Raw genomic sequence first — 22,710 nt, forward strand, 5'->3', positions numbered from 1 at the left:
GTCGCCCGTTTCCCGTCCGACCCAGACCGAGGCATGGCATGAGCCGACCCGCGACCGCCGTCCCGACGACCCCGGCCGTCCCGACCCTCGGATTCGAGTCGCTCGACCGCGAGGTGGCCGACATGGCCCTGTCGGTGCGGGGCACGCTGCCGGCGTGGATCGAGGGCGCCCTCCTGCGCACCGCGCCGGGGCAGTTCGAGATCGGCGGCCGCTCGTTCAATCATTGGTTCGACGGCTTCGCCATGCTCCACCGCTTCGCCCTGCGGGACGGCGCGGTGACCTATTCCAACCGCTTCCTGCGCTCGCAGGCCCGCGAGCGGGCGCTCGCCGAGGGGCGGATCGCCTTCCGGGAGTTCGGCACCGACCCGTGCTGGTCGCTGTTTCGCCGCGTCGTCGCGACGTTCCGCAACGAACGGACCGACAATTGCGGGGTGAGCATCAACACGGTGGCGGGCGAGGTTCTCGCCTTCACCGAGACGCCCCTGCCGATGCGGTTCGATCCCGAGACCCTCGAGACGCTCGGCGTCTCGGAGCTCGCGCCGGGCGACGCCGACATGGCGGTGGCCCATCCCCATTTCGATGCCGCACGGGGCCGGCATTACACCTTCGACGTCACCTTCGGCCGCCGCAGCCGCTACCGCCTGATCGCGATCGACGCCGTGACCGGCGCCCGCGAGACGCTGCACGAGATCGAGGTCGACTGCCCGGCCTACATGCACAGCTTCGGCATGTCCGAGCGCTATCTCGTGCTGGTCGAGTATCCCCTCGTCGTGAACCCTCTCTCCGTCCTCCTGTCGGGCAAGCCTTTCATGGCGAACTTCCGCTGGGAGCCCGCGCGGGGCACCACCTTCCACGTCGTCGACAAGGATACCGGGCGGGCCGTCGCGCGGATCCGCGGGGACCCGGGCTTCGCCTTTCATCACGTCAATGCCTACGAGGAGGGGGACGAGCTCGTCGTCGACATGATCATGCATCCCGACGGGACCGTGATGGAGAAGCTGCAGCTCGCCTCCCTGCGCAGCGGCGAGCCCGTGAACCTCACCGGCATCCTGACCCGCACCCGCCTCGACCTGCGCGCCCAAACGGCGCGGCACGAGCGACTCTCCGGGGAGCCCATCGAGCTCCAGCGCATCCATTACGAGCGCGCCGCCGGGCAGCGGCACCGCTACGTCTGGGGCGTGGGGCAGACCTCCGGCGCCATCTTCCTCGACCGTATCGTGAAGATCGATTGCGAGACCGGCGGCGCGCTCGCCTGGACCGAGCCGGGGTGCTTCCCCGGCGAGCCCGTCTTCGTGCCCGCGCCGGGGGAGGGGGCGGAGGACGCGGGCGTGCTGCTCTCGATCGTGCTCGACACGGCGGCCCGGCGCTCCTTCCTGCTCGTGCTCGACGCCGCCAGCCTGTCGGAGCTCGCGCGGGCCGAGGCACCGCACCACATCCCGTTCGGATTCCACGGCAATTTCCTGCCGAGCCGCACCACGCGAGCCGGATTGCATGCGTAAGGCGAAGTTGACACTTGCGAACGCAGCTTGTGTTGACATAGCTTGGGGAGCGAGCACGGTCGGCGGGATCGGCGCTCCTGGAGGCTTGTGCCGCATGGGTGCCGTGTTCCCCTTTTCGGCCATTGTCGGCCAGGACGAGATGAAGCTTGCGCTTCTGATCGCGGCCATTGATCCAAGCGTCGGCGGCGTTCTCGTTCTGGGCGACCGCGGCACGGGCAAGTCCACCGCCGTGCGCGGCCTCGCCTCGCTCCTGCCTCCCATGAACGCCGTCGCGGGCTGCCGCTACCGTTGCGACCCGGCGGCGGGCCCAAGCGCGCGCTGCGAGGAATGCGCCGCGCGGTCCGGCTCCCTCGGGAGCCAGCGGGTGCCGGTGCCCGTCGTCGACCTGCCGCTCGGCGTCACCGAGGACCGCGTCGTCGGCGCCCTCGACCTGGAGCGGGCCATCACCCGGGGCGAGAAGGCCTTCGAGCCGGGGCTGCTCGCCCGCGCCCATCGCGGCTTCCTCTATGTCGACGAGGTGAACCTCCTGGAGGATCACATCGTCGATCTCCTCCTCGACGTCGCGGCCTCGGGCCAGAACGTGGTCGAGCGCGAGGGGCTGAGCGTCCGTCATCCGGCCCGCTTCGTGCTGGTCGGCAGCGGCAACCCGGAGGAGGGCGACCTGCGCCCGCAACTCCTCGACCGGTTCGGCCTCTCGGTCGAGATCGGGACGCCGAAAGACCTCGCCCAGCGTGTCGAGGTGGTCCGCCGCCGCGACGCCTTCGAGCGCGACCCCGAGGCCTTCCTGGAGCTCTGGCGGCGCGAGGACATGCGCATCCGCCGCAAGATCGCCGCCGCCCACCGCAGGCTGCCGGGTGTCGTCGTCCCGGACGCGACCCTGTTGCGGGCCGCGGGCCTCTGCATGGCGCTGGGCACGGACGGCCTTCGCGGCGAGCTCACCCTCATGCGCGCGGCGCGTGCCCTGGCGGCCCTGGAGGGCGCCGAATCGGTGGAGGACGCGCATCTGCGCCGGATCGCGCCCGCGGTCCTGCGCCATCGCCTGCGCCGCAACCCCCTCGACGAAGCGAGTTCCGGGACGCGGGTCGAGATCGCCCTCGCCCAGCAATTCGCCGCATGACCGCCGCCCCGCCCGGCGGCGCCATGGCGGGGCCCCTGCGCGCCGCGCATCTCCTCGCCGTCGATCCGCACCGCCTCGGGGGCGCCGCGGTCAGGGCTCGCCCTGGGCCCGTCCGCGATCATTGGCTCGCCGCCCTGCGCGGCGCTCTGCCCCCGTCCGAGCCGGTCCGCCGCCTTCCGGTCGGCATCGACGACGACCGGCTCCTCGGCGGCCTCGACCTTGCCGAAACCCTGAAGGCCGGACGTCCGATCGCGCGCCGGGGCGTGCTGGCGGAGGCCGATGGCGGCATGGTCGTCGTCCCCTGCGCCGAGCGCCTGTCGCCCGGCACCGCGGCTCGCCTCGCGGGCGTCCTCGACCGCGGCGCCGTCGTGGTGGAACGCGACGGCATCCAGGACCATGCGCGGGCGCGCATCGGCCTAGCGCTCCTCGACGAAGGCGAGGCAGACGAGGCACCGCCCGAGGCCCTCCTCGACCGCCTCGCCTTCCGCCTCGACCTTGTCGACCTCTCGATCCGCGACATCGCCCCGGACACGCCGCCCGACATCCCGGCGGCGCGGGCGCGCCTTCATGCGGTCGCGGTCACGCCCGAGATCGTCGGGGCCGTGACCGAGGTCGCACTGAGGCTCGGGATCGCCTCCCTGCGCGCCCCCCTCCTGGCGCTCGCCGCCGCGCGCGCCGGCGCGGCTCTCGCCGGCAGGACCAGCGTGACCGAGGACGACCTCGCGGAGGGCGTCCGCCTTGTGCTCTGCCCCCGCGCCACGCTCGCGCCGGCGCAGTCCGACGAGACGCCGCCCGAGCCTCCCGCTCCCGACGAGCCGACGCCGGACGACAAGGCCGGCGAGCCGGTCGAGAGCGATCTCACGGACCGCCTCGTCGAGGCGACCCGCGCCGCGCTGCCGCCTGGCCTGCTCGACGCTCTCCAGGCGCCGAAGGGCGGTGGCGAGCACGGCCGGTCGCGGGGCGACAGCAGCGTCCAGAAGCGGCCCGGCACCACGGGCCGTCCCGCGGGATCCCGCCCTGGCGAGCCCCGGGGCGGCGCACGCCTCGACCTGCTCGCGACCCTTCGCGCGGCGGCGCCCTGGCAGGGCTTGCGGCGGCGGGTCGATGCCGTCGAGCCCGGGCGGGTCGCGGTGCGCCGAGAGGACTTCCGCGTCGGCGTGCGAAAGCCTCACAGCCGCGCCACGGCGATCGTCGCCGTCGACGCCTCGGGCTCCTCGGCGATGAACCGGCTCGCCGAAGCCAAGGGTGCCGTCGAATTGCTGCTGGCGCAGGCCTATGTGCGCCGCGACCGCGTCGCGCTCCTCGCCTTCCGGCGCAGCGGGGCCGAGATCTTGCTGGAGCCGACGCGCTCCCTCGTGCGCGCCAAGCGCAGCCTCGCGGGCCTGCCCGGGGGCGGCGGAACCCCGCTCGCGGCGGGCATCGAGGCGGCGGCCCGGCTCGCCGACACCCTGCGCCGGCGCGGCGACGCGCCGACCCTCGTCCTCCTCACCGACGGCGGCGCCAATGTCTGCCGCTCGGGCGAGACCGGCCGGGCGGCGGCCGCGGCCGATGCCCTCGCCGTCGCGCGGCGGGTGGGCGCCGAAGGGCTGTCCGCCCTCGTCATCGACACCTCGCCCCGGGGCCAGCCGCTCGCCGGCGAGGTGGCGGCCGCCATGGCGGCCCGCTATCTGCCGCTGCCGCGCGCCGACGCCGCCGCCGTGAGCCGGGCCGTCCGGCTCGCGATGGCCTGACCCATGCCCCAGCGCCTCTCCTGGGAGGAGGACGGCCGCGACTGGCCGAACCGCGCCGCAAGCCGCTTCGTGGAAGCCGCGGGCATGACCTGGCACGTGCAGCGGACGGGGCAGGGGCCCACGATCCTGCTCGTCCACGGGACAGGCGCCGCCACCCATTCCTGGCGCGACGTCGCGCCGCTCCTCGCCCGCCATTTCGACGTGATCGCCCCCGATCTGCCCGGCCATGGCTTCACCGACCCGCTGCCGAACGCCGTCAGCCTGTCCTCCTTCTCGCAGGCGGTCGGGGCGCTTATGGGGACCCTCGGTGTCCAGCCTGCCCTCGCCATCGGCCATTCGGCGGGCGCCGCGGTGCTCATCCGCATGAGCCTCGACGGGCTGATCCATCCCGCGGGCCTCGTCGGGATCAATCCCGCGCTCCTGCCGTTCCGGGGCGTCGCGGCCCGTGTCTTCGCGCCGCTCGCGAAGCTCATGGCCCTCAATCCCTTGGTGCCCCGGATGGTCTCGGCCACACTCGACCGGCGCGGCGCCAAGCGCATGATCGGCAACACCGGTTCCGAGATCGACGCGCTCGGCGTCGATCTCTACGCCCGCGTGGTCGCGAGCCCGGCGCACGTGCGCGGCGCCCTCGACATGATGGCGAACTGGGACCTCGACGCGCTGGCGGCCGCCATGCCGGGGCTGAGGCCCCCCTTCTACCAGATCATCGGCGGCAACGACCGCGCGGTGCCGCCCGAGGAGGCGGAGCGGGTCCGCGAGCTCCTGCCCGCCTCGACGGTCACTTATGTTCGCGGCCTGGGCCACCTCGCGCACGAGGAGCGGCCGGAAGCGATCGTCGATCTCATTCAGGCTTTCGCGAACCAGGTGGGGGTGTTGGCGCGTTAGGGGGAAGCGATGCCGTGCGACGGCAGCGTGGGCCCTCGAGGAGAACGACCATGTCCCATCCCACCCTGCCGCCCGCCATCGACGGCGAGCGCACGACGACCCTGCGCCGCTCGGGCCCCCTGAGCTATTACGTCCGGGGCGAGGGCGAGCCGATCCTGCTCATCCACAGCATCAACGCCGCCGCGTCTGCCTACGAGATGCGCCCGCTCGCCCATGCCCTCCAGGGCCGCAAGGTCTATGTGCCGGACCTGCCGGGCTTCGGCTTCTCCGACCGCTCGAACCGCGACTACACGATCCGCCTCTACACCGACGCGATCCACGACATGCTCGACGTGATCGCCCACGACGAGGGCGAGGGCGCCATCGACGCCGTGGCGCTCTCCCTGTCGAGCGAGTTCCTGGGCCGCGCCGCGGTGGAGCGCCCGGCGGCGTTCCGCACGCTCGCCATGATCACGCCGACCGGCTTCGAGCGCGGCTCCTCGACGCGCCGGGGGCAGACCGGCTCCTCCCGCGAGATCCCTGGGCTCTACAAGGCGCTCACGGCCCCGCCCTGGCATACGGGGCTCTTCAACCTTCTGGTGAGCCGGCGTTCCATCGCTTTCTTCCTGAAGCGAACCTTCGGCTCGGACAATTTCGGCCGCGACCTCCTCGATTACGACTACGCGACCTCGCACCAGCCCGGCGCCGAGAACGCGCCCTACGCCTTCGTCTCGGGGCGCCTGTTCGCCCGCGACATCCGCACCATCTACGAGGCCCTGACGCTCCCCGTCTGCGTGCTCCATGCCACGCGCGGCGACTTCAAGGATTTCAGCGAGGCCGATTGGGCCCGCGCGCGCGCGAACTGGGATTTTCAGGCCTTCGACGCCGGCGCGATGGTCCATTTCGAGCAGCTGAAGCCGCTCCTGTCGGCCTACGAGGCGTTCCTCGCCCGCTCGGGCCAGCCCCAGCCGGCCGTCGCTTTTTAGAAGGCGTCAGGCAAGCAGGCGCTTCCCATGTGTCAACGTCGTGTTACACTCCACGGCGATGAACATCCTGACGCCTCCCCCCCAGATCGGTTTCGCGCAACCACATGCGATCGTGATCGGCAGCGGCTTCGGCGGGCTCGCGGCGGCCGTGCGGCTCGGCGCGCGCGGCTACCGCGTCACGGTGCTGGAGCGCCTGCCGGAGCCCGGCGGGCGGGCCGGCGTGATCCGGCAGGACGGCTTCACCTTCGATGCGGGGCCGACCGTGATCACGGCGCCCTTCCTGTTCGAGGAGCTGTGGAGCCTGTGCGGCCGGCGCATGGCCGACGACGTCACCCTCGTTCCCGTCGACCCGTTCTACCGCATCCGCTTCCACGACGGCGAGACCTTCGCCTATTCCGGTGACCCGGATGCCATGCGGGCCGAGGTGGCGCGGCTCTCGCCGCGCGACGTTGCGGGCTACGACCGCTTCATGGCCCTGAGCCGGGAGATCTGCCGCGTCGGGTTCGAGGAGCTCGGCCACGTGCCCTTCGGCTCCCTCGGCAAGATGGCCCGGATCGCTCCGGACCTCCTGCGCCTGCAGGGGTGGCGCTCGGTTCACGGCCTCGTCTCGACCTTCTTTCGCGATCCGCGCCTGCGCACGGTGTTCAGCTTCCACCCGCTGCTCATCGGTGGGCATCCCTTCCGCGCCACCGCCGTCTACGGGCTCATCGCGCATCTCGAGAAGCACTGGGGCGTGCACTTCGCCATGGGCGGGACGGGCTCCCTCGTGAAGGGCCTCGTCGGGCTGATCCAGGGGCAGGGCAACCGGGTGCGCTGCGGGGCGGAGGTCGCCGAGATCACGACGGAGGGCCGGCGCGCCACGGGCGTGCGGCTCGCCACGGGCGAGATCCTGCCGGCCGACATCGTGGTCTCGAACGCCGACAGCGCCTGGACCTACCGCCATCTCGTGCCGGCGCATCTGCGCCGGCGCTGGACCGACCGGCGCCTGGAGCGCTCGCATTATTCCATGGGCCTGTTCGTCTGGTATTTTGGCACGAAGCGCCGCTACCCGGACGTCGCCCATCATACGATCCTGCTCGGGCCGCGCTACCGGGGCCTGCTCGACGACATCTTCCGCCGCAAGGTGCTGGCCGAGGATTTCAGCCTCTATCTCCACCGCCCGACGGCCACAGACCCGGCGCTGGCGCCTCCCAGGCACGATGGATTCTATGTGCTCTCGCCCGTGCCGAATCTTGGCGGCGACATCGACTGGGAGCGGCAGGCGGAGCCCTATCGGCAGGCGATCATGCGCCACCTCGAGGCCACCGTGATGCCCGGCCTGGAGGCGAGCCTCGTGACCTCCGCGCTCGCGACGCCGGCCGATTTCGAGCGCCGATACCTGTCGTTCCGCGGGTCCGGCTTCGGGCTCGAACCCATCATGAGCCAGAGCGCCTGGTTCCGACCGCACAACCGGTCCGAGGAGGTGGACGGGCTCTACCTCGTCGGCGCCGGCACCCATCCCGGCGCCGGCCTTCCCGGCGTCCTCTCCTCCGCCCGCATCCTCGACGAGGTGGTGCCCCATGTTCACGAGCTCGCCTGAGGAGCGCGCCGCCGCGCGGGCGGACATGTCGGCCTGCGCCGATCTCCTGCGGGTGGGCTCGCGCAGCTTCCACGCGGCGGGCCGCCTCCTGCCGCGCGCCGTCCGCGAGCCCGCGACCGCCCTCTACGCCTTCTGCCGCGTCGCGGACGACGCCGTCGACGGCGGCGGCGACCCGCGCGCCGCGCTGGCCCATCTGCGGACCCGCCTCGACCGGTGCCGGAACGGGCGCCCCGAGGATCACCCCGTCGACCGCGCCTTCGCGCGCATGATCGCGGCCCACGCCGTCCCCTGGGCGCTTCCCGAGGGCCTGATCGAAGGGCTCGCCTGGGATGCCGAGGGGCGCCGCTACGAGACCCTGGGGGACCTCCACGCCTACGCGGCCCGGGTCGCGGGCACGGTGGGGGCGATGATGACGCTCGTCATGGGGCGCCGCGAGCCCGAGGTGCTGGCACGGGCCTGCGACCTCGGGGTCGCGATGCAGCTCACCAATATCGCCCGGGACGTCGGCGAGGACGCGCGCATGGGCCGGATCTACATGCCGCTCGCCGACCTGCGGGCCGCAGGCATCGAGCCCGACGCCTTCCTGGCCGACCCGCGCCCGAGCCCTGCGCTGGCCGGCGTCGTGCGCGGCCTCCTCGTGGCGGCTGAGGGCCTCTACGAGCGTGCGGCGGGCGGCGTCGCCGAGCTGCCGCCGGCCTGCCGGCCCGGTATCGAGGCCGCGCGCCTGCTCTACCGGGAGATCGGGCGCGAGGTGGAGCGGCGCGGCTGCGACTCGGTGACGGCCCGCGCCGTGGTGCCGGCCGCGCGCAAGGCCCAGATCCTCGCCCGCGCCGCCGCCGCCGCCGTTCCCCAGCGCGCGCCGCGCTCGATTCCGGCACTCGCCCAGACCCGCTTCATCGTGGATGCCGTGTCGGGCCTGCATGCGCCGGCCGCACGCGGCGAGCCCGGTTCCTTCCTCCGCCTGCTGGCTCTGTTCGAGCGCCTCGAACGAGTCGAGCGCGGCCCCTTGAGCGGGTGACGCGCCATGGACGGCACCGCGGCCATCATCGAGCTCGTCCTGGTCTTCGGCGTCGTGCTCGCCTGGGCGATCTGGGATCTCGTTCGCCTCAAGCGGAACAAGTAGTCCGCGCCGTCAACTCCAGGGCACGCGGGGCATGCGGAACGGGAGCAGCATCCGCACCCAGGGCCGCGTGAAGCGGGTCATGGACAGGCTCTCGTGCACCGCTCGGGTCCGTTCGCCGAAGAGCCGCGTCTCGATCTCCGACCGCGTGTAGAACGGGGTGTCCTCGAAGGTGCGCAGGACGCGCGGGGTCGCGCCCGCGTCGCAGCGGGTGGGCCGCGCCACGCGCCAGATCCTGCCGGGCGGCAGGGCGGTCGGCGGCGGCGCCTCCCGATGCTCCACCTCTCCGCCGGGCGAGATCGCGAGCGACAGGAGCTGCCCCGTCCCGTCGCGGCGCTCCACCTCGTAGATCACGCCCGCGTCGCCGCTGGGCAGGGGCGCGCGGCACCACCACCACGTGGAGAAATCGTCCTCCAGGGGCCGGTCCCCGGCATTGGTGTCGAAATAGGCCGCGCCGCGCCAGGACAGGCCGGGCGAATCGAACGCGACCTCGGCCCGCGAGGCCGGCGCAATGGGCCACCAGCGTTGCCGGCCCGCGGCATCGAGAGCGAAGGGACCCGGCGTGAAGCCCGACGGCGTGAGGCGCACCCGGCCCCGCACGCGTTGCGGGATCGGAGCCGCGATCTCGTCGATGTCGACGGTCACGTTCGTGCCGTCGAACGACATCTGGCTACGCCCGATCGAGAGCGAGCGCTCGTCCCGGCGCAACGCGCCCGCCCCGCGCTCGGTGAGCGAGAAGCGCCCGCCCGGTCCGTAGATCACGGCGTTCATGGCGCAGAAGCGCTGCGGGTCGGCGGGGCCTCGCGCGCGGGCGGCGGCGTAATAGGGCGAGAAGACGCTGCCGATGAAGGCGATGATCGTCAGCCCGTGCCGCCCGTCGTCGCTGAGGGCGTCGAGGTACCACCAGACATAGCCGTTCGGGGGAACCGGCTCGTCGAAGCGAAGTCGGCCAGGATGGAGGACGCGGCCGACCGGCCCGACAGCGCCGCCATCGGCACTCCCGGCCCCGGATGCACGCTCCCGCCCGCGAGATAGAGCCCCGGCAGCCGGGTGCGCGAGCCCGGACGCTGGAACGAAGCTCTCCATCCGTGCGAGGCGCGACCGTACAGGGCTCCCCCGGTCCCCGGGAACAGGCGCGCGAACTCCGCCGGGCCCGTCGTCACGGTGGCCTCCGGCTTGTGCTCCAAGCTCAGGCCCTGCCTGGCCAACAAGGCGAAGGTGCTGATCCGGCATCGCTCGATCTCCTCGGGCGTAAGGGGGGCCTCGTCGGCCCGGGCGGGGGCGTTGACGAGGCAGAACAGGCGCTCGGGACCGGAGGCCGCCGCCTCGTCGGTGCGGTCCTGGGCGCAGACATAAACGGTGGGTTCGCCCGGCAGCCGCCCGGCGCGATCGATGTCGTCGAACTCGGCCGCGTAGTCGCGCGAGAAGAACACGTTGTGGCGCACGAGCGGGAAGCCGCCGGCCGTGGCCCGCATCGACCAGGTGAGGGCCGACAGCGAGCGCGCCGACCGGGGGAGCCGGGGCACGGCACGGCGGGGGCGCTCGCCCAGCAGGCCCGCCGCGACGCCCGCGACGTCCCCCGCCGCGACCACCGCGTCGCAGGCGATCCGCTCGCCGTCCGCGAGCGTGACGCCCGCGACCCGTCCGCCGACGACGTCGATGGAGCGCACCTCCGTGCCATAGCGCAGCCGCGCGCCCCGCGCCTGGGCCAGCCCGGCCAGCGCCTGCGCGAGCCGGTGCATGCCGCCCTCGACATAGGACACGCCCTCGTTCTCGACATGCGCCACGAGCATGAGGGTCGCGGGCGCGCGGAAGGGCGAGGAGCCGCAATAGGTGGCGTAGCGGCCGAAGAGCTGGCGCAGGCGTGGATCGCGAAAATAGCCGCCGAGCGCCGACCACAGCCCCGTGAAGGGGCGGATCGCGAGAAGATCGGGTAGGCCGCCGATCCCGTGCGCCGCGACGAGGCGCGGCAGGCTCGGGGAGGGCGCCTCGATGAAGGGGCCGCGCAGGGTCTCGTAGATCCGCCGCGCGTCGGCGCAGAACCGCTCGTAGCCCCGGGCCTCCTCCGCGCCGGCGAAGGCGCCGATCGCGTCCCGCGAGCGGTCCCGGTCCGCGAAGAGGTCGAGCCCGGCGCCGCCATCCCAGGAATGGCGCGCCAGGATCTGGGCCCGCGTCAGGGTCACGTGGTCGGACAGCTTGAGGCCGAGATCGGCGAGAATCGCCTCGAACACCCAGCGCATGGTCAGAACGGTGGGCCCCGAATCGATCGGTACGCCGTCGACGGTCACCTCGCGCATCTTGCCGCCCGGCGCGGCGGCCCGCTCAAGGCACGTGACCGCGACGCCACGCGCGGCGAGCGACAGCGTGGCTACGAGACCCGCCATCCCTGCTCCGATCACCACGACGCGCCGCTCGCTCAAAGCCCGGACCTCCCGCACAAACGCGTTGACATGACACCAAGCTCTGTCAACCTGAACTGACAGTCAAGGACGTCGGACGATCCGACGCAGGACAAGGGAGAGGTCCATGACCGCCATGCCCCGGATCGAGCGAGCGCTCCAGGACGCGATCACCCGCGCCGAGGCGGCCGGCGCGCCGCCGCGCCTGGGTGCCGCGTTGCGCCACGCGGTCTTTCCCGGCGGCGCGCGGGTGCGCCCGATGCTGTGCCTCGCGGTGGCCCGCGCCTGCGGCGACGACCGGCCCGAGCTCGCGGACGCTGCGGCGGCAGCCATCGAGTTCCTGCACTGCGCGTCCCTCGTCCACGACGACCTGCCTTGCTTCGACGACGCCGCCACCCGGCGCGGGCGGCCCTCGGTTCACGCGGCCTTCGGGGAGCCGCTCGCGGTGCTCGCGGGCGACGCCCTCATCGTGCTCGCCTTCGAGACCCTGGGACGGGCGGGCTTCGCCGCCCCCGACCGCTTGCCGCGCCTTCTCGCCACCATCGCGGCGGCGACGGGCATGCCCCATGGGATCGTCGCGGGGCAGGCCTGGGAATGCGAGCCGTCCCTCGATCTCTCGACCTATCACCGGGCCAAGACGGGCGCGCTCTTCACCGCCGCGACCCTTGCGGGCGCCGTCGCGGCCGCCGGCACCGCCGATGCCTGGTCGCTGCTCGGCGAACGTCTCGGGGAGGCCTACCAGGTGGCCGACGACCTTCACGACGTCGCCTCCGACGCGGAAGCGCTCGGCAAGCCCGTGGGGCAGGACGCAGCCCATGGCCGCGCCAACGCCGTGCATCGCCTGGGCCTCGACGGGGCTGTGCGGCACCTGCGCGGCCTTGTGGCCGAGGCTCTCGACTCGATCCCGGATTGCGACGGCAGCGCGGAGCTTCGCGCCCTGATCGGGGCGCAGGCCAAGCGCTTCGTTCCCACGAGCCTCGCGACCCGCGTGGCGGCCTGACATGGGTGCCGACGGCGTGATGCCCGAGCGCCGCAGCAACGGCGGGCCCTCCCTCCTTGACCGGGCTTATGACTGGCACGATCGCCTCGTCGCGAACCCGCGGTTCCAGGCCTTCGCCCAGACCTTCTGGTTGACGCGCCCGATCGCCCGGCGCCGGGCCAAGGAGCTGTTCGACCTCGCGGGCGGCTTCATCCACTCGCAGGTTCTCCTCGCCTGCGTTCGCCTGCGCCTCCTCGACATGGTTCGTGCCGAGCCGCTGCCCGCCGAGATCCTGTGCGCCCGCGCCGGGCTACCGCCCGAGGCCGGGCGGCGGCTCCTCGAGGCGGCCGTGGGCCTGCGCCTCCTGCGCCGGCGGGGCGGCGCTCTGGGGCTCGGGACGCTGGGCGCAGCCCTTCTGGGCAACCCGGCGGCCCTCGCGATGATCGAGCATCACCCGCTGCTCTACGACGACCTCGCCGATCCGGTGGCCGCCTTCAGCCGCGGCCGGGGCGGGGGGAGCCTTGCGCGCTATTGGGGCTACGCCGAAGCCGCGACGCCCGGCGAGCTGCCCGAGGCCCGGACGGGTCCCTATACCGAGCTGATGGCCGCCTCCCAGCCCCTCGTGGCGCGCCAGGTCCTCGACGCCTATCCCCTCGGCCGTCACCGCACGCTTCTCGACGTGGGCGGCGGGGGAGGGGCCTTCCTCGCCGCGGTACGGGAACGGGCGCCCCAGCTCGGGCTGATGCTCTTCGACCTGCCGGCCGTCGCCGCGAAGGCGCGGGCGGTGCTGCCCGAAGCCGGGGCAGGGGCGGTTGCCATCCATGAGGGCGACTTCACCCGTGATCCGCTCCCCAGGGGTGCCGACGTGATCTCTTTGGTTCGAATCGCCCACGATCACGACGACGCCGTGGTGCTGGGACTGCTGCGCGCCATCCGGGCGGCCCTGCCCGAAGACGGAACGCTCCTCCTCGCCGAGCCCATGGCCGGCACGCCCGGCCTCGGCACGCTCGATGCCTATTTCGCCGTCTATCTGCATGCGCTCGGCACCGGGCGCCTGCGCAGCGCCGCCGAACTCACCGATTTGCTGGCCCAGGCGGGGTTCGGCCCCGTGCGCCGGGTGCGCACCGCGATGCCGCTCCTCACCGGCCTCCTCGTCGCGACGGCGCATTAGACGTCGACAGTCGTCAATTGAGATTGACACATATCAAAGTAAGCCTAGGCTTACATCCAGCGACCCCGCTCCGGCGGTCGTGCCCGAGGCCGCGATGGACACCCACGCCGTCATCTTCGAAGCTCCCGAGCGCCTCAGGCTCGACCGGCTCGCCCTGGCGGCGGCCGGCCCCGAGGACGTCGTCGTGGACGTCGAGTGGAGCGGGATCAGCACCGGCACCGAGCGCTTGCTCTATCTCGGACGCATGCCGAGCTTTCCGGGCCTCGGCTATCCTCTGGTGCCGGGTTACGAGGCGGTGGGCCGGGTTCGGTCCCACGGCGGCGCGAACGGCCTGTCCGACGGCGACCGGGTCTTCGTTCCCGGCGCCCATTGCTTTCCGGAGGCGCGCTGCCTCTTCGGCGCGTCCGCCGCGCGGCTCGTCGTCCCGGCGGCCCGGGTCGCCCGCGTGCCCCACGGCATCGAAGCCGAGGCGACGCTTCTCGCCCTCGCCGCGACCGCGCACCATGCCCTTGCGATCGCGGGCGGCGCGCCGGACCTCATCGTCGGGCACGGCGTGCTCGGCCGCCTGCTGGCCCGCCTCGCGGTCGCCCGGGGCGGCCGTCCGGTGGTCTGGGAACGCGAGGAGCGCCGGCGCTCCCCCGGCGAGGCCTACGCCGTCGTCCGGCCCGAGGACGACGACCGCCGCGACTACCCCCGTATCGTCGACGTGTCCGGCGATTCCGGCCTGCTCGACACCCTGATCGCACGGCTCGCGCCGGGCGGGGCGGTGGTGCTCGCCGGTTTCTACGCCGAGCCGCTCTCCTTCGCCTTCCCGCCGGCCTTCATGCGCGAGGCGGCGATCCGGATCGCGGCCGAATGGAAGCCCGCCGACCTCGCCGCCGTCACCGCTCTCGTCGCCGACGGCAGCCTGTCCCTGGACGGGCTCGTCACCGACGTCGAGCCCGCGGGCCGCGCGCCCGACGCCTACCGCACCGCCTTCGGCGATCCCGCCTGCCTGAAGATGATCCTGGACTGGAGAGACCTCCAATGAACGCCCACGCGCCCGTCGACCCGACGCCGCCCCCGGCCAAGACCACCCAGATCATCGCGATTTATGGCAAGGGCGGTATCGGCAAGAGCTTCGCCCTCGCCAACCTGTCCTACATGATGGCCCAGCAGGGCAAGAAGGTGCTCCTCATCGGCTGCGACCCGAAGAGCGACACCACCTCGCTCCTCTTCGGCGGGCGCGCCTGCCCGACGATCATCGAGACCTCCTCGAAGAAGAAGCTCGCCGGCGAGGACATCCGCGTCGAGGACGTCTGCTTCAAGCGCGACGGCGTCTTCGCCATGGAGCTCGGCGGTCCCGAGGTCGGCCGCGGCTGCGGCGGGCGCGGGATCATCCACGGCTTCGAGCTCCTCGAGAAGCTCGGCTTCCACGACTGGGGCTTCGACTACGTCCTCCTCGACTTCCTCGGCGACGTGGTGTGCGGCGGCTTCGGCCTGCCGATCGCCCGCGACATGTGCCAGAAGGTGATCGTCGTCGGCTCGAACGACCTCCAGTCCCTCTACGTCGCCAACAACGTCTGCTCGGCGGTGGACTATTTCCGCAAGCTCGGCGGCAATGTCGGCGTCGCCGGCATGGTGATCAACAAGGACGACGGCACGGGCGAGGCGCAGGCCTTCGCCCAGGCGGCCGGCATCCCGATCCTCGCCGCGATCCCCGCCGACGAGGACATCCGCCGCAAGAGCGCGAACTACGAGATCGTCGGCACCCCCGACGGCCGCTGGGGCCCGCTCTTCGCAGCCCTCGCCGAGGCCGTCGCGCTCGCGCCGCCCCTGCGCCCCAAGCCCCTCGACCAGGACGGCCTCCTCGGCTTGTTCAAGGGCGAGGCGGTCGGACGCGGCGTGGTGCTCGAGCCCGCGACGCTCGCCGACATGTGCGGCGCCTCGGCGCTGGCGAAGCCCTCCCTCGAAGTCGTCTACGACGCGTGAGGGGAGAGGCCATGACCACGACCCTCATCGACCGTCCCCCGGCGCAGCCCGCCGGGCACGAGGCCGGCTCGGGCTGCCATGCGGGCGCGGACGAGATGCACCGCGCGGCGCAGGCCGCCGGCAAGTCCGAGATCCTGGAGCGCTACGCGGCCGACTACCCCAAGGGCCCGCACGACCAGCCGCAGAGCATGTGTCCCGCCTTCGGGTCGCTGCGGGTCGGGCTTCGCATGCGGCGCACGGCGACGATCCTCTCGGGCTCGGCCTGCTGCGTCTACGGCCTCACCTTCACGTCGCATTTCTACGGCGCCAAGCGCTCGGTCGGCTACGTGCCGTTCAACTCGGAATCCCTCGTCACGGGCAAGCTGTTCGAGGACATCCGGGACGCGGTGCACGAGATGGCCGATCCCGATCTCTACGATGCGATCGTCGTGACGAATCTCTGCGTGCCGACCGCCTCGGGCGTGCCGCTCCAGATCCTGCCCAAGGCCATCAACGGCGTGCGCATCGTCGGCATCGACGTGCCGGGCTTCGGCGTCCCGACCCACGCGGAAGCCAAGGACGTGCTCGCCGGCGCCATGCTGCGCTACGCCCGCCAGGAGGCCGAGAGCGGCCCCGTCGCGGCGCCCCGGACCGGACGGAGCGACCGCCCGACCGTCACGCTGGTGGGCGAGATGTTCCCCGCCGATCCCGTCGGCATCGGCGCCATGCTGGAGCCCATGGGGCTTGCGGCCGGGCCTGTCGTCCCGACCCGCGAATGGCGCGAGCTCTATGCCGCCCTCGACGGGGCGGTGATCGCGGGCATCCACCCCTTCTACACGGCGTCCTTCCGGGAGTTCGAGGCCGCGGGCCGCGCCGTCGTGGGCTCGGGCCCCGTGGGCTGCGAGGGCACCGCCGCCTGGCTCGACGCCATCGGCGAGGCCTGCAACGTGCCCCGCCGGCGGATCGACGACGCGAAGAACGCCGTCCTTCCCGCGATCCGCGACGCGCTCGCGGCGCGTCCCATCAAGGGCCGGGTCACGGTGTCGGGCTACGAGGGCTCCGAGCTTCTCGTGGCGCGCCTCCTGATGGAGAGCGGCGCGGAGGTGCCCTATGTGGGCACGGCCTGCCCGGCGACGCGCGTCTCGGGGGTCGACCGGGACTGGCTCGAGGCGAGAGGCGTCCACGTCCAGTTCCGCGCCTCGCTCGAGCAGGATCTGGCCGCCATGGCCGCCTTCGAGCCCGACCTCGCCGTCGGCACCACGCCGCTCGTGCAGAAGGCCAAGGCCCAGGGTACGCCCTCGCTCTACTTCACCAACCTCATCTCGGCCCGCCCCCTGTTCGGGCCCGCGGGCGCCGGCTCGCTCGCTCAGGTCGTCAACGCGGCGATCGAGGGCAAGGGGCGCTTCGACCGGATGCGCGGCTTCTTCGAGGGCGTGGGCGAAGGCGACACGGCCGGCGTGTGGGCGCAGCAGCCCATGGAGCGCCCGGGCTTTCGCGAGCAGAACCGCCGCCGCATGGAAGCCGCCGCCAAGGCCCGCAAGTCCGAGGAGATGATGTAATGCTCGTCCTCGACCACGACCGCGCGGGCGGATATTGGGGCGCCGTCTACGCCTTCACCGCGGTGAAGGGCCTCCAGGTCGTCATCGACGGGCCGGTGGGCTGCGAGAACCTGCCGGTCACGGCGGTGCTGCACTACACCGACGCGCTGCCCCCGCACGAGCTGCCCGTCGTCGTCACGGGTCTCTCCGAGGACGAGCTCGGCCAGCACGGGACGGAGGGCGCCATGCGCCGCGCCCGCGCGGTCCTCGATCCCGACCTGCCGGCCGTCGTGGTCACGGGCTCCATCGCCGAGATGATCGGCGGCGGCGTCACCCCCGAGGGCACGAACGTCAAGCGCTTCCTGCCGCGCACCATCGACGAGGACCAATGGCAGAGCGCCGACCGCGCTATGCTCTGGCTCCTGCGCGAGTGGGGGCCGAAGAAGATCAAGGCGCCCAAGGCGCGGGCCGAGGGCGCCCGGCCGAAGGTCAACATCGTCGGCCCGATCTACGGCACCTTCAACACGCCCTCCGATCTCGCCGAGATCCGGCGTCTCGTCGAGGGCATCGGGGCGGAGGTGAACCTCACCTTCCCCATGGGCTCGCACCTCGCCGACATCCCGCGCCTCCTGGAGGCCGAGGTGAACGTCTGCATGTATCGCGAGTTCGGCCGCATGGTCTGCGAGGCGATGGAGCGGCCCTGGCTCCATGCCCCGATCGGCCTGCATGCCACGACGGCCTTCCTGCGCACCCTGGGCGAGCTCCTCGGACTCGATCCCGAGCCCTTCATCGAGCGCGAGAAGCACACGACCATCAAGCCCCTGTGGGATCTCTGGCGGTCGGTGACGCAGGACTTCTTCGCGACCGCGAGCTTCGCCATCGTCGCATCCGAGACCTACGAGCGCGGCGTGCGGCGGTTCCTCGCCGACGAGATGGGGCTGCCCTGCACCTTCAGCGTCGCCCGGAAGGCCGGCGCCAAGACGGACAACGGGGCGATCCGGGCGCTCGTGCGCACCAAGCCGCCCCTCGTGCTCTTCGGCAGCTTCAACGAGCGCATGTATCTCGCGGAGGCCGGCGGCCGGGGCATGTACATCCCGGCCTCCTTCCCGGGCGCGATCATCCGCCGGCACACGGGCACGCCCTTCATGGGCTACTCGGGCGCCACCTACATCGTCCAGGAGGTCTGCAACGCCCTCTTCGACGCCCTCTTCCACATCCTGCCCATGGCCGCCGACCTCGACCGCGTCGAGGCGACCCCCTCGCGCCCCCAGCGGCCCCTGCCCTGGGACCGCGAGGCGCGCGAGACCCTGGACCGGCTGGTCGAGAACTACCCGATCCTCGTGCGCATCTCCGCCGCCAAGCGCCTGCGCGACGCCGCCGAGAGCGAGGCCCGCCGCGCGGGCGAGGACAGCGTCACGGCCCCCGTCCTCGGGCGGGCCCGCACCCTCTTGCGGGAGGATATGCCCGCATGACCCCGACCACCCCTTTGAGAGGCGCGACCATGTCCGTCCTGCACACGCACGCAGCCCGCAAGGCGCCGACGCTCGAGTACCGGAGCCTGCACGTGGTGGCCTTCGGCATCTTCCTCGTCAGCGAGGCCCTGACCCGCCTGGTGCCCCGGCGCCTGCGCGCCGACCGCGCGCCGCGCGGCTCCATCGTGAGCGAGGCCTGGGCCACCGCCGACCGTGTCATCCCGCTCGTCTTCATGGGCTGAGCGAAGAGATTTCCGGGCGGGCTCATGCCTGCCTGGAAGCGATGTTCCCGCCGGCATCCGCCGGCGTGAATCGCCGGAGCCCCGCTCCGGCACCCGGCCGCCGGGGGTCCCGCGCGGTAATGGCCGAAAGGTCAACTACGAAGGAGGCTGGGCATGGCCGAGCCTGCAGTCCTGTCACAAGAACGAGGCCGGAGGGACGTGTCCCTCTCGGGCTTGACCGAAGCGGAAGCCAAGGAATTCCACACCATCTTCATGACGAGCTTCATCGGCTTCGTCGCGGTGGCGTTGGTGGCTCACATCCTCGTGTGGATGTGGCGTCCGTGGCTCCCCGGACCCCGCGGCTACGGCACGTCGATGATCGACGGCGCCGGTAGCGCTTTCGCGGCCCTGCAGCAACTCTTCACCTAAGGAGGCACGACATGTGGCGAGTTTGGCTGCTTTTCGATCCGCGCCGTACGCTGATCGCGCTGTTCACCTTCCTGTTCACCCTGGCCCTGCTGATCCACTTCATCCTGCTCAGCACGGACCGGTTCAACTGGCTCGAAGGCCCCAGGGGCGCGACGCTGACATCGCAGGGCACGGCGGCCCCGCGCTAGGCGGGTCCGGCAGAACCCTACCGAAGCACGTGGGCGGGGCGGCTCCCCGACGTCCCGCCCGCCATTCGTCCGAGCCCTCGGCTCGACTCCACGCAACTGCCCCGGGAGGCAGGCCATGGCCATGCTCAACTTCGAGAGGAAGTACCGCGTCCGCGGTGGGACATTGATCGGCGGCGACCTTTTCGATTTCTGGGTCGGGCCCTTCTATGTCGGCTTCTTCGGTGTCACGACGATCTTCTTCTCCCTCCTGGGCACGCTTCTCATCGTGTACGGCGCCTCGATCGGCCCCACCTGGAGCATCTGGCAGATCACCATCAATCCGCCCGACCTGAAATACGGGCTGGGCCTCGCCCCCCTGAAGGAAGGAGGGCTGTGGCAGCTCATCACGATCTGCGCCATCGGCGCCTTCGGGTCCTGGGCCCTGCGCCAGGCCGAGATCTCCCGCAAGCTCGGCATGGGCTACCACGTGCCCGTCGCCTTCAGCGTCGCGATCTTCGCCTACGTGGCCCTCGTGGTGATCCGCCCCGTGCTGCTCGGCGCCTGGGGCCACGGCTTTCCCTACGGGATCTTCAGCCATCTCGATTGGGTGTCGAACGTCGGGTACCAGTACCTGCACTTCCACTACAACCCGGCCCACATGCTCGCGGTGACGTTCTTCTTCACCACGACCTTCGCGCTCTCGCTCCACGGCTCGCTGGTGCTCTCCGCCGCGAACCCGCCGGGCGGGCAGCAGGTGAAGACGGCCGAGCACGAGAACACCTATTTCCGCGACCTGATCGGCTGGTCGATCGGCACGCTGGGCATCCACCGCCTCGGCCTGTTCCTCGCCCTCTCGGCGGGCTTCTGGAGCGCGGTCTGCATCATCATCAGCGGGCCGTTCTGGACCCGCGGCTGGCCCGAATGGTGGGGCTGGTGGCTCAACCTTCCGATCTGGCGCTGAGGAGGCCCGTCATGTTCACCCCCGGCTACCAGAACATCTTCACCCAGGTTCAGATCCGCGGGCCCGCCTATGCCGGCGTGCCGCTCACGCGGGGGCCCTGGACCCGCTCGCAGCTCGCGGGCCACAGCTATCTCCTCGGCCTCTTCGGCGATGCCCAGGTCGGGCCGGCCTATCTCGGCTGGACCGGCGTCGCGTCCCTGCTCTGCGGCTTCATCGCCTTCGAGATCATCGGCCTCAACATGTGGGCGTCGGTGGGCTGGAACCCGGTCGAGTTCCTGCACCGCTTGCCCTGGCTGGCGCTCGAGCCGCCGGCGCCGCGCTACGGCCTGCGCATCCCGCCGCTCGCGGAGGGCGGCTGGTGGCTCATGACGGGCTTCTTCCTCACCACCTCCATCCTGCTCTGGTGGCTGCGCACCTATCGCCGCGCCAAGGCGCTCGGCCTCGGCTACCACACGACCTGGGCCTTCGCGGCGGCGATCTGGCTCTATCTCGTGCTCGGCTTCATCCGTCCGCTGCTCATGGGGTCGTGGAGCGAGGCGGTGCCCTTCGGCATCTTCCCGCACCTCGACTGGACGGCGGCCTTCTCGATCCGCTACGGTAACCTCTTCTACAACCCCTTCCACGCCCTCTCGATCGTGTTCCTCTACGGCTCGACCCTGCTCTTCGCCATGCACGGCGCCACCGTGCTCGCCACGAGCCGCTACGGCGCCGAGCGGGAGGTCGAGCAGATCACCGACCGCGGCACGGCCTTCGAGCGCGGCATGCTGTTCTGGCGCTGGACGATGGGCTTCAACGCCACCGCCGAGTCCATCCATCGCTGGGCCTGGTGGTTCGCCGTCCTCTGCCCGCTGACGGGCGGCATCGGCATCCTGCTCACGGGCACGGTGGTGGACAATTGGTATCTCTGGGCCGTCAAGCATGGGGTCGCGCCGCAATATCCGGCGGCCTTCCCCATCCTTCCGGATCCGGCGCTGGTCACGGGAGGCAGGCCATGAGCGAAGGACGGAAGAATGTGCAGTTTTGGCTCATGATCGGGGGCGCCGCGGCGGCGGTCGCGGGGGTGGGGCTCGCCTTCACCTTCCAGAGCCCCCGCACGGTCTCGGTGCAGGAGGGCTATCGCGGCATCGCGATGGAGCAGGTCTATCACCGGGTGGCGGTCGCCAACGTCGCCGCCAGCAACAAGGTGCCCGAGGCGCAGCCCGCGGTCGACCCGGCGGGGGTGCCCTCGAAGGAGGCCTACCAGAACGTCCAGGTGCTGGGCGACGTCGACGCCAACGAGTTCATCCGTGTCATGACCGCGATGACCGAATGGGTGGCGCCCGAGCAGGGCTGCACCTATTGCCACGCGGAGGGCGAGGAGCTCTCCTCGGACAAGCTCTACACCAAGCGCGTGGCCCGGCGCATGCTGCAGATGACGCAGCACATCAACGCGGACTGGAAGCCCCACGTCGGCGGGACGGGCGTGACGTGCTACACCTGCCACCGCGGGCAGCCCGTGCCGCAGAACATCTGGTTCGCGCCGCCCCAGGATCCCAACGGTCCGAGGATGGTGGGCAACGACGCGGGCCAGAACCAGCCCGCGAAGGCGGCGGGCCTCGCCTCGCTGCCCTACGATCCCTTCTCGCCCTATCTCGCGGGCGATCCGGCGAACATCCGCGTGATCTCGAAGGCGGCGCTGCCGGACCGGACCAACCCGGCCGACATCAAGCAGGCCGAGCACACCTACAGCCTGATGCTGCACATGTCGAACTCGCTCGGCGTGAACTGCACGTTCTGCCACAACAGCCGGGCCTTCTTCGACTGGAACCAGAGCCCGCCGCAGCGCACCACGAGCTGGTACGGCATCCGGATGGTCCGCGACCTCACGGTCAACTATCTTGCTCCGTTGCGGCCCGAGTTTCCGCATGAAAGGCTCGGACCCATGGGCGACTCGGCCAAGGCGAACTGCGCGACCTGTCACCAGGGCGCCAACAAGCCGCTTCTGGGCGTGTCGATGCTGAAGGACTATCCGGTCCTGGCCGGCCCCACCGCGGGGGATCGCCGGACGGGCGAGGAGTGAGGAGACGTCGATGATCTCGGTTCTGCTTGAGCAAGGACGCGAGCGCCCCTCCACGGGCGTGACCGTCGCGATGCTGACCATGACGGGTTATGCGCTGGTGGCGAGCATCGCCGCCGGCGCGGCAAGTCCCGGAGCGGGCCTGGCCGTGCTCGCCTTCGGTCTTTTCGCCGGGACGATCGCGGACTTCGTCCTCTGGCGCGAGATGGTGGGCAACGCGCCCGCGACCATCGAGGCCGAGGCGGACCAGCCGCTGGCGGCGCTTCCGGCGCCCGAGCCCGAGGCGCTCACGCTCACGCGAAGCCAGACCGCCGTTCCGGCCTGACCCGAACGGCTCATTCGAAGAGGACGGCCGGCCCTTGGGCCGGCCGTTTTGCTTTTCCGGAAGGCCTCAACCCGCGCCGCAGGGTGCCAGACGTGAAAAGGCCCGGCCGGGATGATCCCGGCCGGGCCCCTCGCCGCGCCGTGTCGG

At 72.0% G+C, this 22,710-nt stretch carries 22 protein-coding genes; 20 read left to right on the forward strand and 2 right to left on the reverse strand.

The genetic code is table 11. The features are described from left to right. The first annotated feature begins 38 nt into the window (after positions 1-38). The 7 genes from F0L46_RS07250 (at position 39) to F0L46_RS07280 (ending at position 8,793) form a co-directional block, all read left to right on the forward strand. A complete protein-coding gene (locus tag F0L46_RS07250; protein WP_149816389.1) occupies positions 39-1,499 on the forward strand; it encodes a carotenoid oxygenase family protein in 1,461 nt (486 codons plus the stop codon). Between the two features lie 94 nt (positions 1,500-1,593). Then, positions 1,594-2,616: a magnesium chelatase ATPase subunit I gene (gene bchI, locus F0L46_RS07255; RefSeq protein ID WP_149816390.1), complete on the forward strand. Its 1,023-nt coding sequence runs from the start codon at positions 1,594-1,596 to the stop codon at positions 2,614-2,616. After that, positions 2,613-4,346 carry a magnesium chelatase subunit D gene (locus F0L46_RS07260; RefSeq protein WP_149816391.1) on the forward strand — a complete coding sequence of 578 codons (1,734 nt, stop codon included), beginning with the start codon at positions 2,613-2,615 and terminating at the stop codon, positions 4,344-4,346. The genes bchI and F0L46_RS07260 overlap by 4 nt, the downstream gene beginning before the upstream one ends. Before the next feature lie 3 nt (positions 4,347-4,349). Next, on the forward strand, positions 4,350-5,231 hold the full coding sequence (gene bchO / locus F0L46_RS07265; RefSeq protein ID WP_149816392.1) for an alpha/beta fold hydrolase BchO: 882 nt from the start codon (positions 4,350-4,352) through the stop codon (positions 5,229-5,231). A gap of 50 nt (positions 5,232-5,281) precedes the next feature. Next, positions 5,282-6,196: an alpha/beta fold hydrolase gene (locus tag F0L46_RS07270; protein ID WP_149816393.1), complete on the forward strand. Its 915-nt coding sequence runs from the start codon at positions 5,282-5,284 to the stop codon at positions 6,194-6,196. Between the two features lie 58 nt (positions 6,197-6,254). Beyond that, on the forward strand, positions 6,255-7,775 hold the full coding sequence (locus F0L46_RS07275; RefSeq protein WP_149816432.1) for a phytoene desaturase: 1,521 nt from the start codon (positions 6,255-6,257) through the stop codon (positions 7,773-7,775). Continuing rightward, entirely contained in the window at positions 7,756-8,793 is a 1,038-nt protein-coding gene (locus F0L46_RS07280) for a phytoene/squalene synthase family protein (RefSeq protein WP_149816394.1), read from the forward strand. Before F0L46_RS07275 ends, F0L46_RS07280 begins: the two co-directional genes overlap by 20 nt. 114 nt (positions 8,794-8,907) lie before the next feature. Here the strand turns inward: F0L46_RS07280 and F0L46_RS07285 are convergent, their stop codons facing one another. Further along, positions 8,908-9,759, reverse strand: a complete 852-nt coding sequence (locus F0L46_RS07285) for a carotenoid 1,2-hydratase family protein (protein ID WP_149816433.1) — start codon at positions 9,757-9,759, stop codon at positions 8,908-8,910. Beyond that, a complete protein-coding gene (gene crtD / locus F0L46_RS07290; RefSeq protein WP_149816395.1) occupies positions 9,756-11,315 on the reverse strand; it encodes a 1-hydroxycarotenoid 3,4-desaturase CrtD in 1,560 nt (519 codons plus the stop codon). The genes F0L46_RS07285 and crtD overlap by 4 nt, the downstream gene beginning before the upstream one ends. Before the next feature lie 106 nt (positions 11,316-11,421). On the opposite strand from crtD, the gene F0L46_RS07295 reads away from it, so the two are divergent. The 13 genes from F0L46_RS07295 to F0L46_RS07355 all read left to right on the forward strand — a co-directional run bounded on the left by F0L46_RS07295 (position 11,422) and on the right by F0L46_RS07355 (position 22,563). Then, complete coding sequence (locus F0L46_RS07295) at positions 11,422-12,294, forward strand: polyprenyl synthetase family protein (protein ID WP_149816396.1); 873 nt, start codon at positions 11,422-11,424, stop codon at positions 12,292-12,294. A gap of 1 nt (position 12,295) precedes the next feature. After that, the gene (locus F0L46_RS07300) at positions 12,296-13,444 is read left to right on the forward strand and encodes a methyltransferase (protein WP_240539904.1); all 1,149 of its coding nucleotides are present in this window, start codon (positions 12,296-12,298) and stop codon (positions 13,442-13,444) included. Positions 13,445-13,538: 94 nt separating this feature from the next. Next, positions 13,539-14,474, forward strand: a complete 936-nt coding sequence (gene bchC / locus F0L46_RS07305; RefSeq protein WP_149816397.1) for a chlorophyll synthesis pathway protein BchC — start codon at positions 13,539-13,541, stop codon at positions 14,472-14,474. Next, a complete protein-coding gene (locus F0L46_RS07310) occupies positions 14,471-15,415 on the forward strand; it encodes a chlorophyllide a reductase iron protein subunit X (protein ID WP_149816398.1) in 945 nt (314 codons plus the stop codon). Before bchC ends, F0L46_RS07310 begins: the two co-directional genes overlap by 4 nt. An 11-nt stretch (positions 15,416-15,426) precedes the next feature. Beyond that, positions 15,427-16,953, forward strand: a complete 1,527-nt coding sequence (bchY, locus tag F0L46_RS07315) for a chlorophyllide a reductase subunit Y (RefSeq protein WP_149816399.1) — start codon at positions 15,427-15,429, stop codon at positions 16,951-16,953. Then, positions 16,953-18,404 carry a chlorophyllide a reductase subunit Z gene (gene bchZ, locus F0L46_RS07320; RefSeq protein WP_149816400.1) on the forward strand — a complete coding sequence of 484 codons (1,452 nt, stop codon included), beginning with the start codon at positions 16,953-16,955 and terminating at the stop codon, positions 18,402-18,404. Before bchY ends, bchZ begins: the two co-directional genes overlap by 1 nt. Beyond that, a complete protein-coding gene (locus F0L46_RS07325; protein WP_149816401.1) occupies positions 18,401-18,646 on the forward strand; it encodes a hypothetical protein in 246 nt (81 codons plus the stop codon). The genes bchZ and F0L46_RS07325 overlap by 4 nt, the downstream gene beginning before the upstream one ends. 153 nt (positions 18,647-18,799) lie before the next feature. Further along, positions 18,800-19,054 (forward strand): light-harvesting antenna LH1, beta subunit, encoded by a 255-nt coding sequence (gene pufB, locus F0L46_RS07330; RefSeq protein WP_149816402.1) that lies wholly within the window; start codon positions 18,800-18,802, stop codon positions 19,052-19,054. 11 nt (positions 19,055-19,065) lie between these two features. Then, a complete protein-coding gene (gene pufA, locus F0L46_RS07335; RefSeq protein ID WP_149816403.1) occupies positions 19,066-19,242 on the forward strand; it encodes a light-harvesting antenna LH1, alpha subunit in 177 nt (58 codons plus the stop codon). A gap of 115 nt (positions 19,243-19,357) precedes the next feature. Beyond that, positions 19,358-20,182, forward strand: a complete 825-nt coding sequence (pufL, locus tag F0L46_RS07340; protein ID WP_149816404.1) for a photosynthetic reaction center subunit L — start codon at positions 19,358-19,360, stop codon at positions 20,180-20,182. A gap of 11 nt (positions 20,183-20,193) precedes the next feature. Next, positions 20,194-21,177: a photosynthetic reaction center subunit M gene (gene pufM / locus F0L46_RS07345; protein ID WP_149816405.1), complete on the forward strand. Its 984-nt coding sequence runs from the start codon at positions 20,194-20,196 to the stop codon at positions 21,175-21,177. After that, the gene (pufC, locus tag F0L46_RS07350) at positions 21,174-22,241 is read left to right on the forward strand and encodes a photosynthetic reaction center cytochrome PufC (protein ID WP_149816406.1); all 1,068 of its coding nucleotides are present in this window, start codon (positions 21,174-21,176) and stop codon (positions 22,239-22,241) included. Before pufM ends, pufC begins: the two co-directional genes overlap by 4 nt. 10 nt (positions 22,242-22,251) lie before the next feature. Further along, entirely contained in the window at positions 22,252-22,563 is a 312-nt protein-coding gene (locus tag F0L46_RS07355) for a hypothetical protein (protein ID WP_149816407.1), read from the forward strand. Positions 22,564-22,710 lie beyond the last annotated feature (147 nt).

It is taken from the genome of Salinarimonas soli, from assembly GCF_008386575.1.
GTDB lineage: Bacteria > Pseudomonadota > Alphaproteobacteria > Rhizobiales > Beijerinckiaceae > Salinarimonas_A > Salinarimonas_A soli.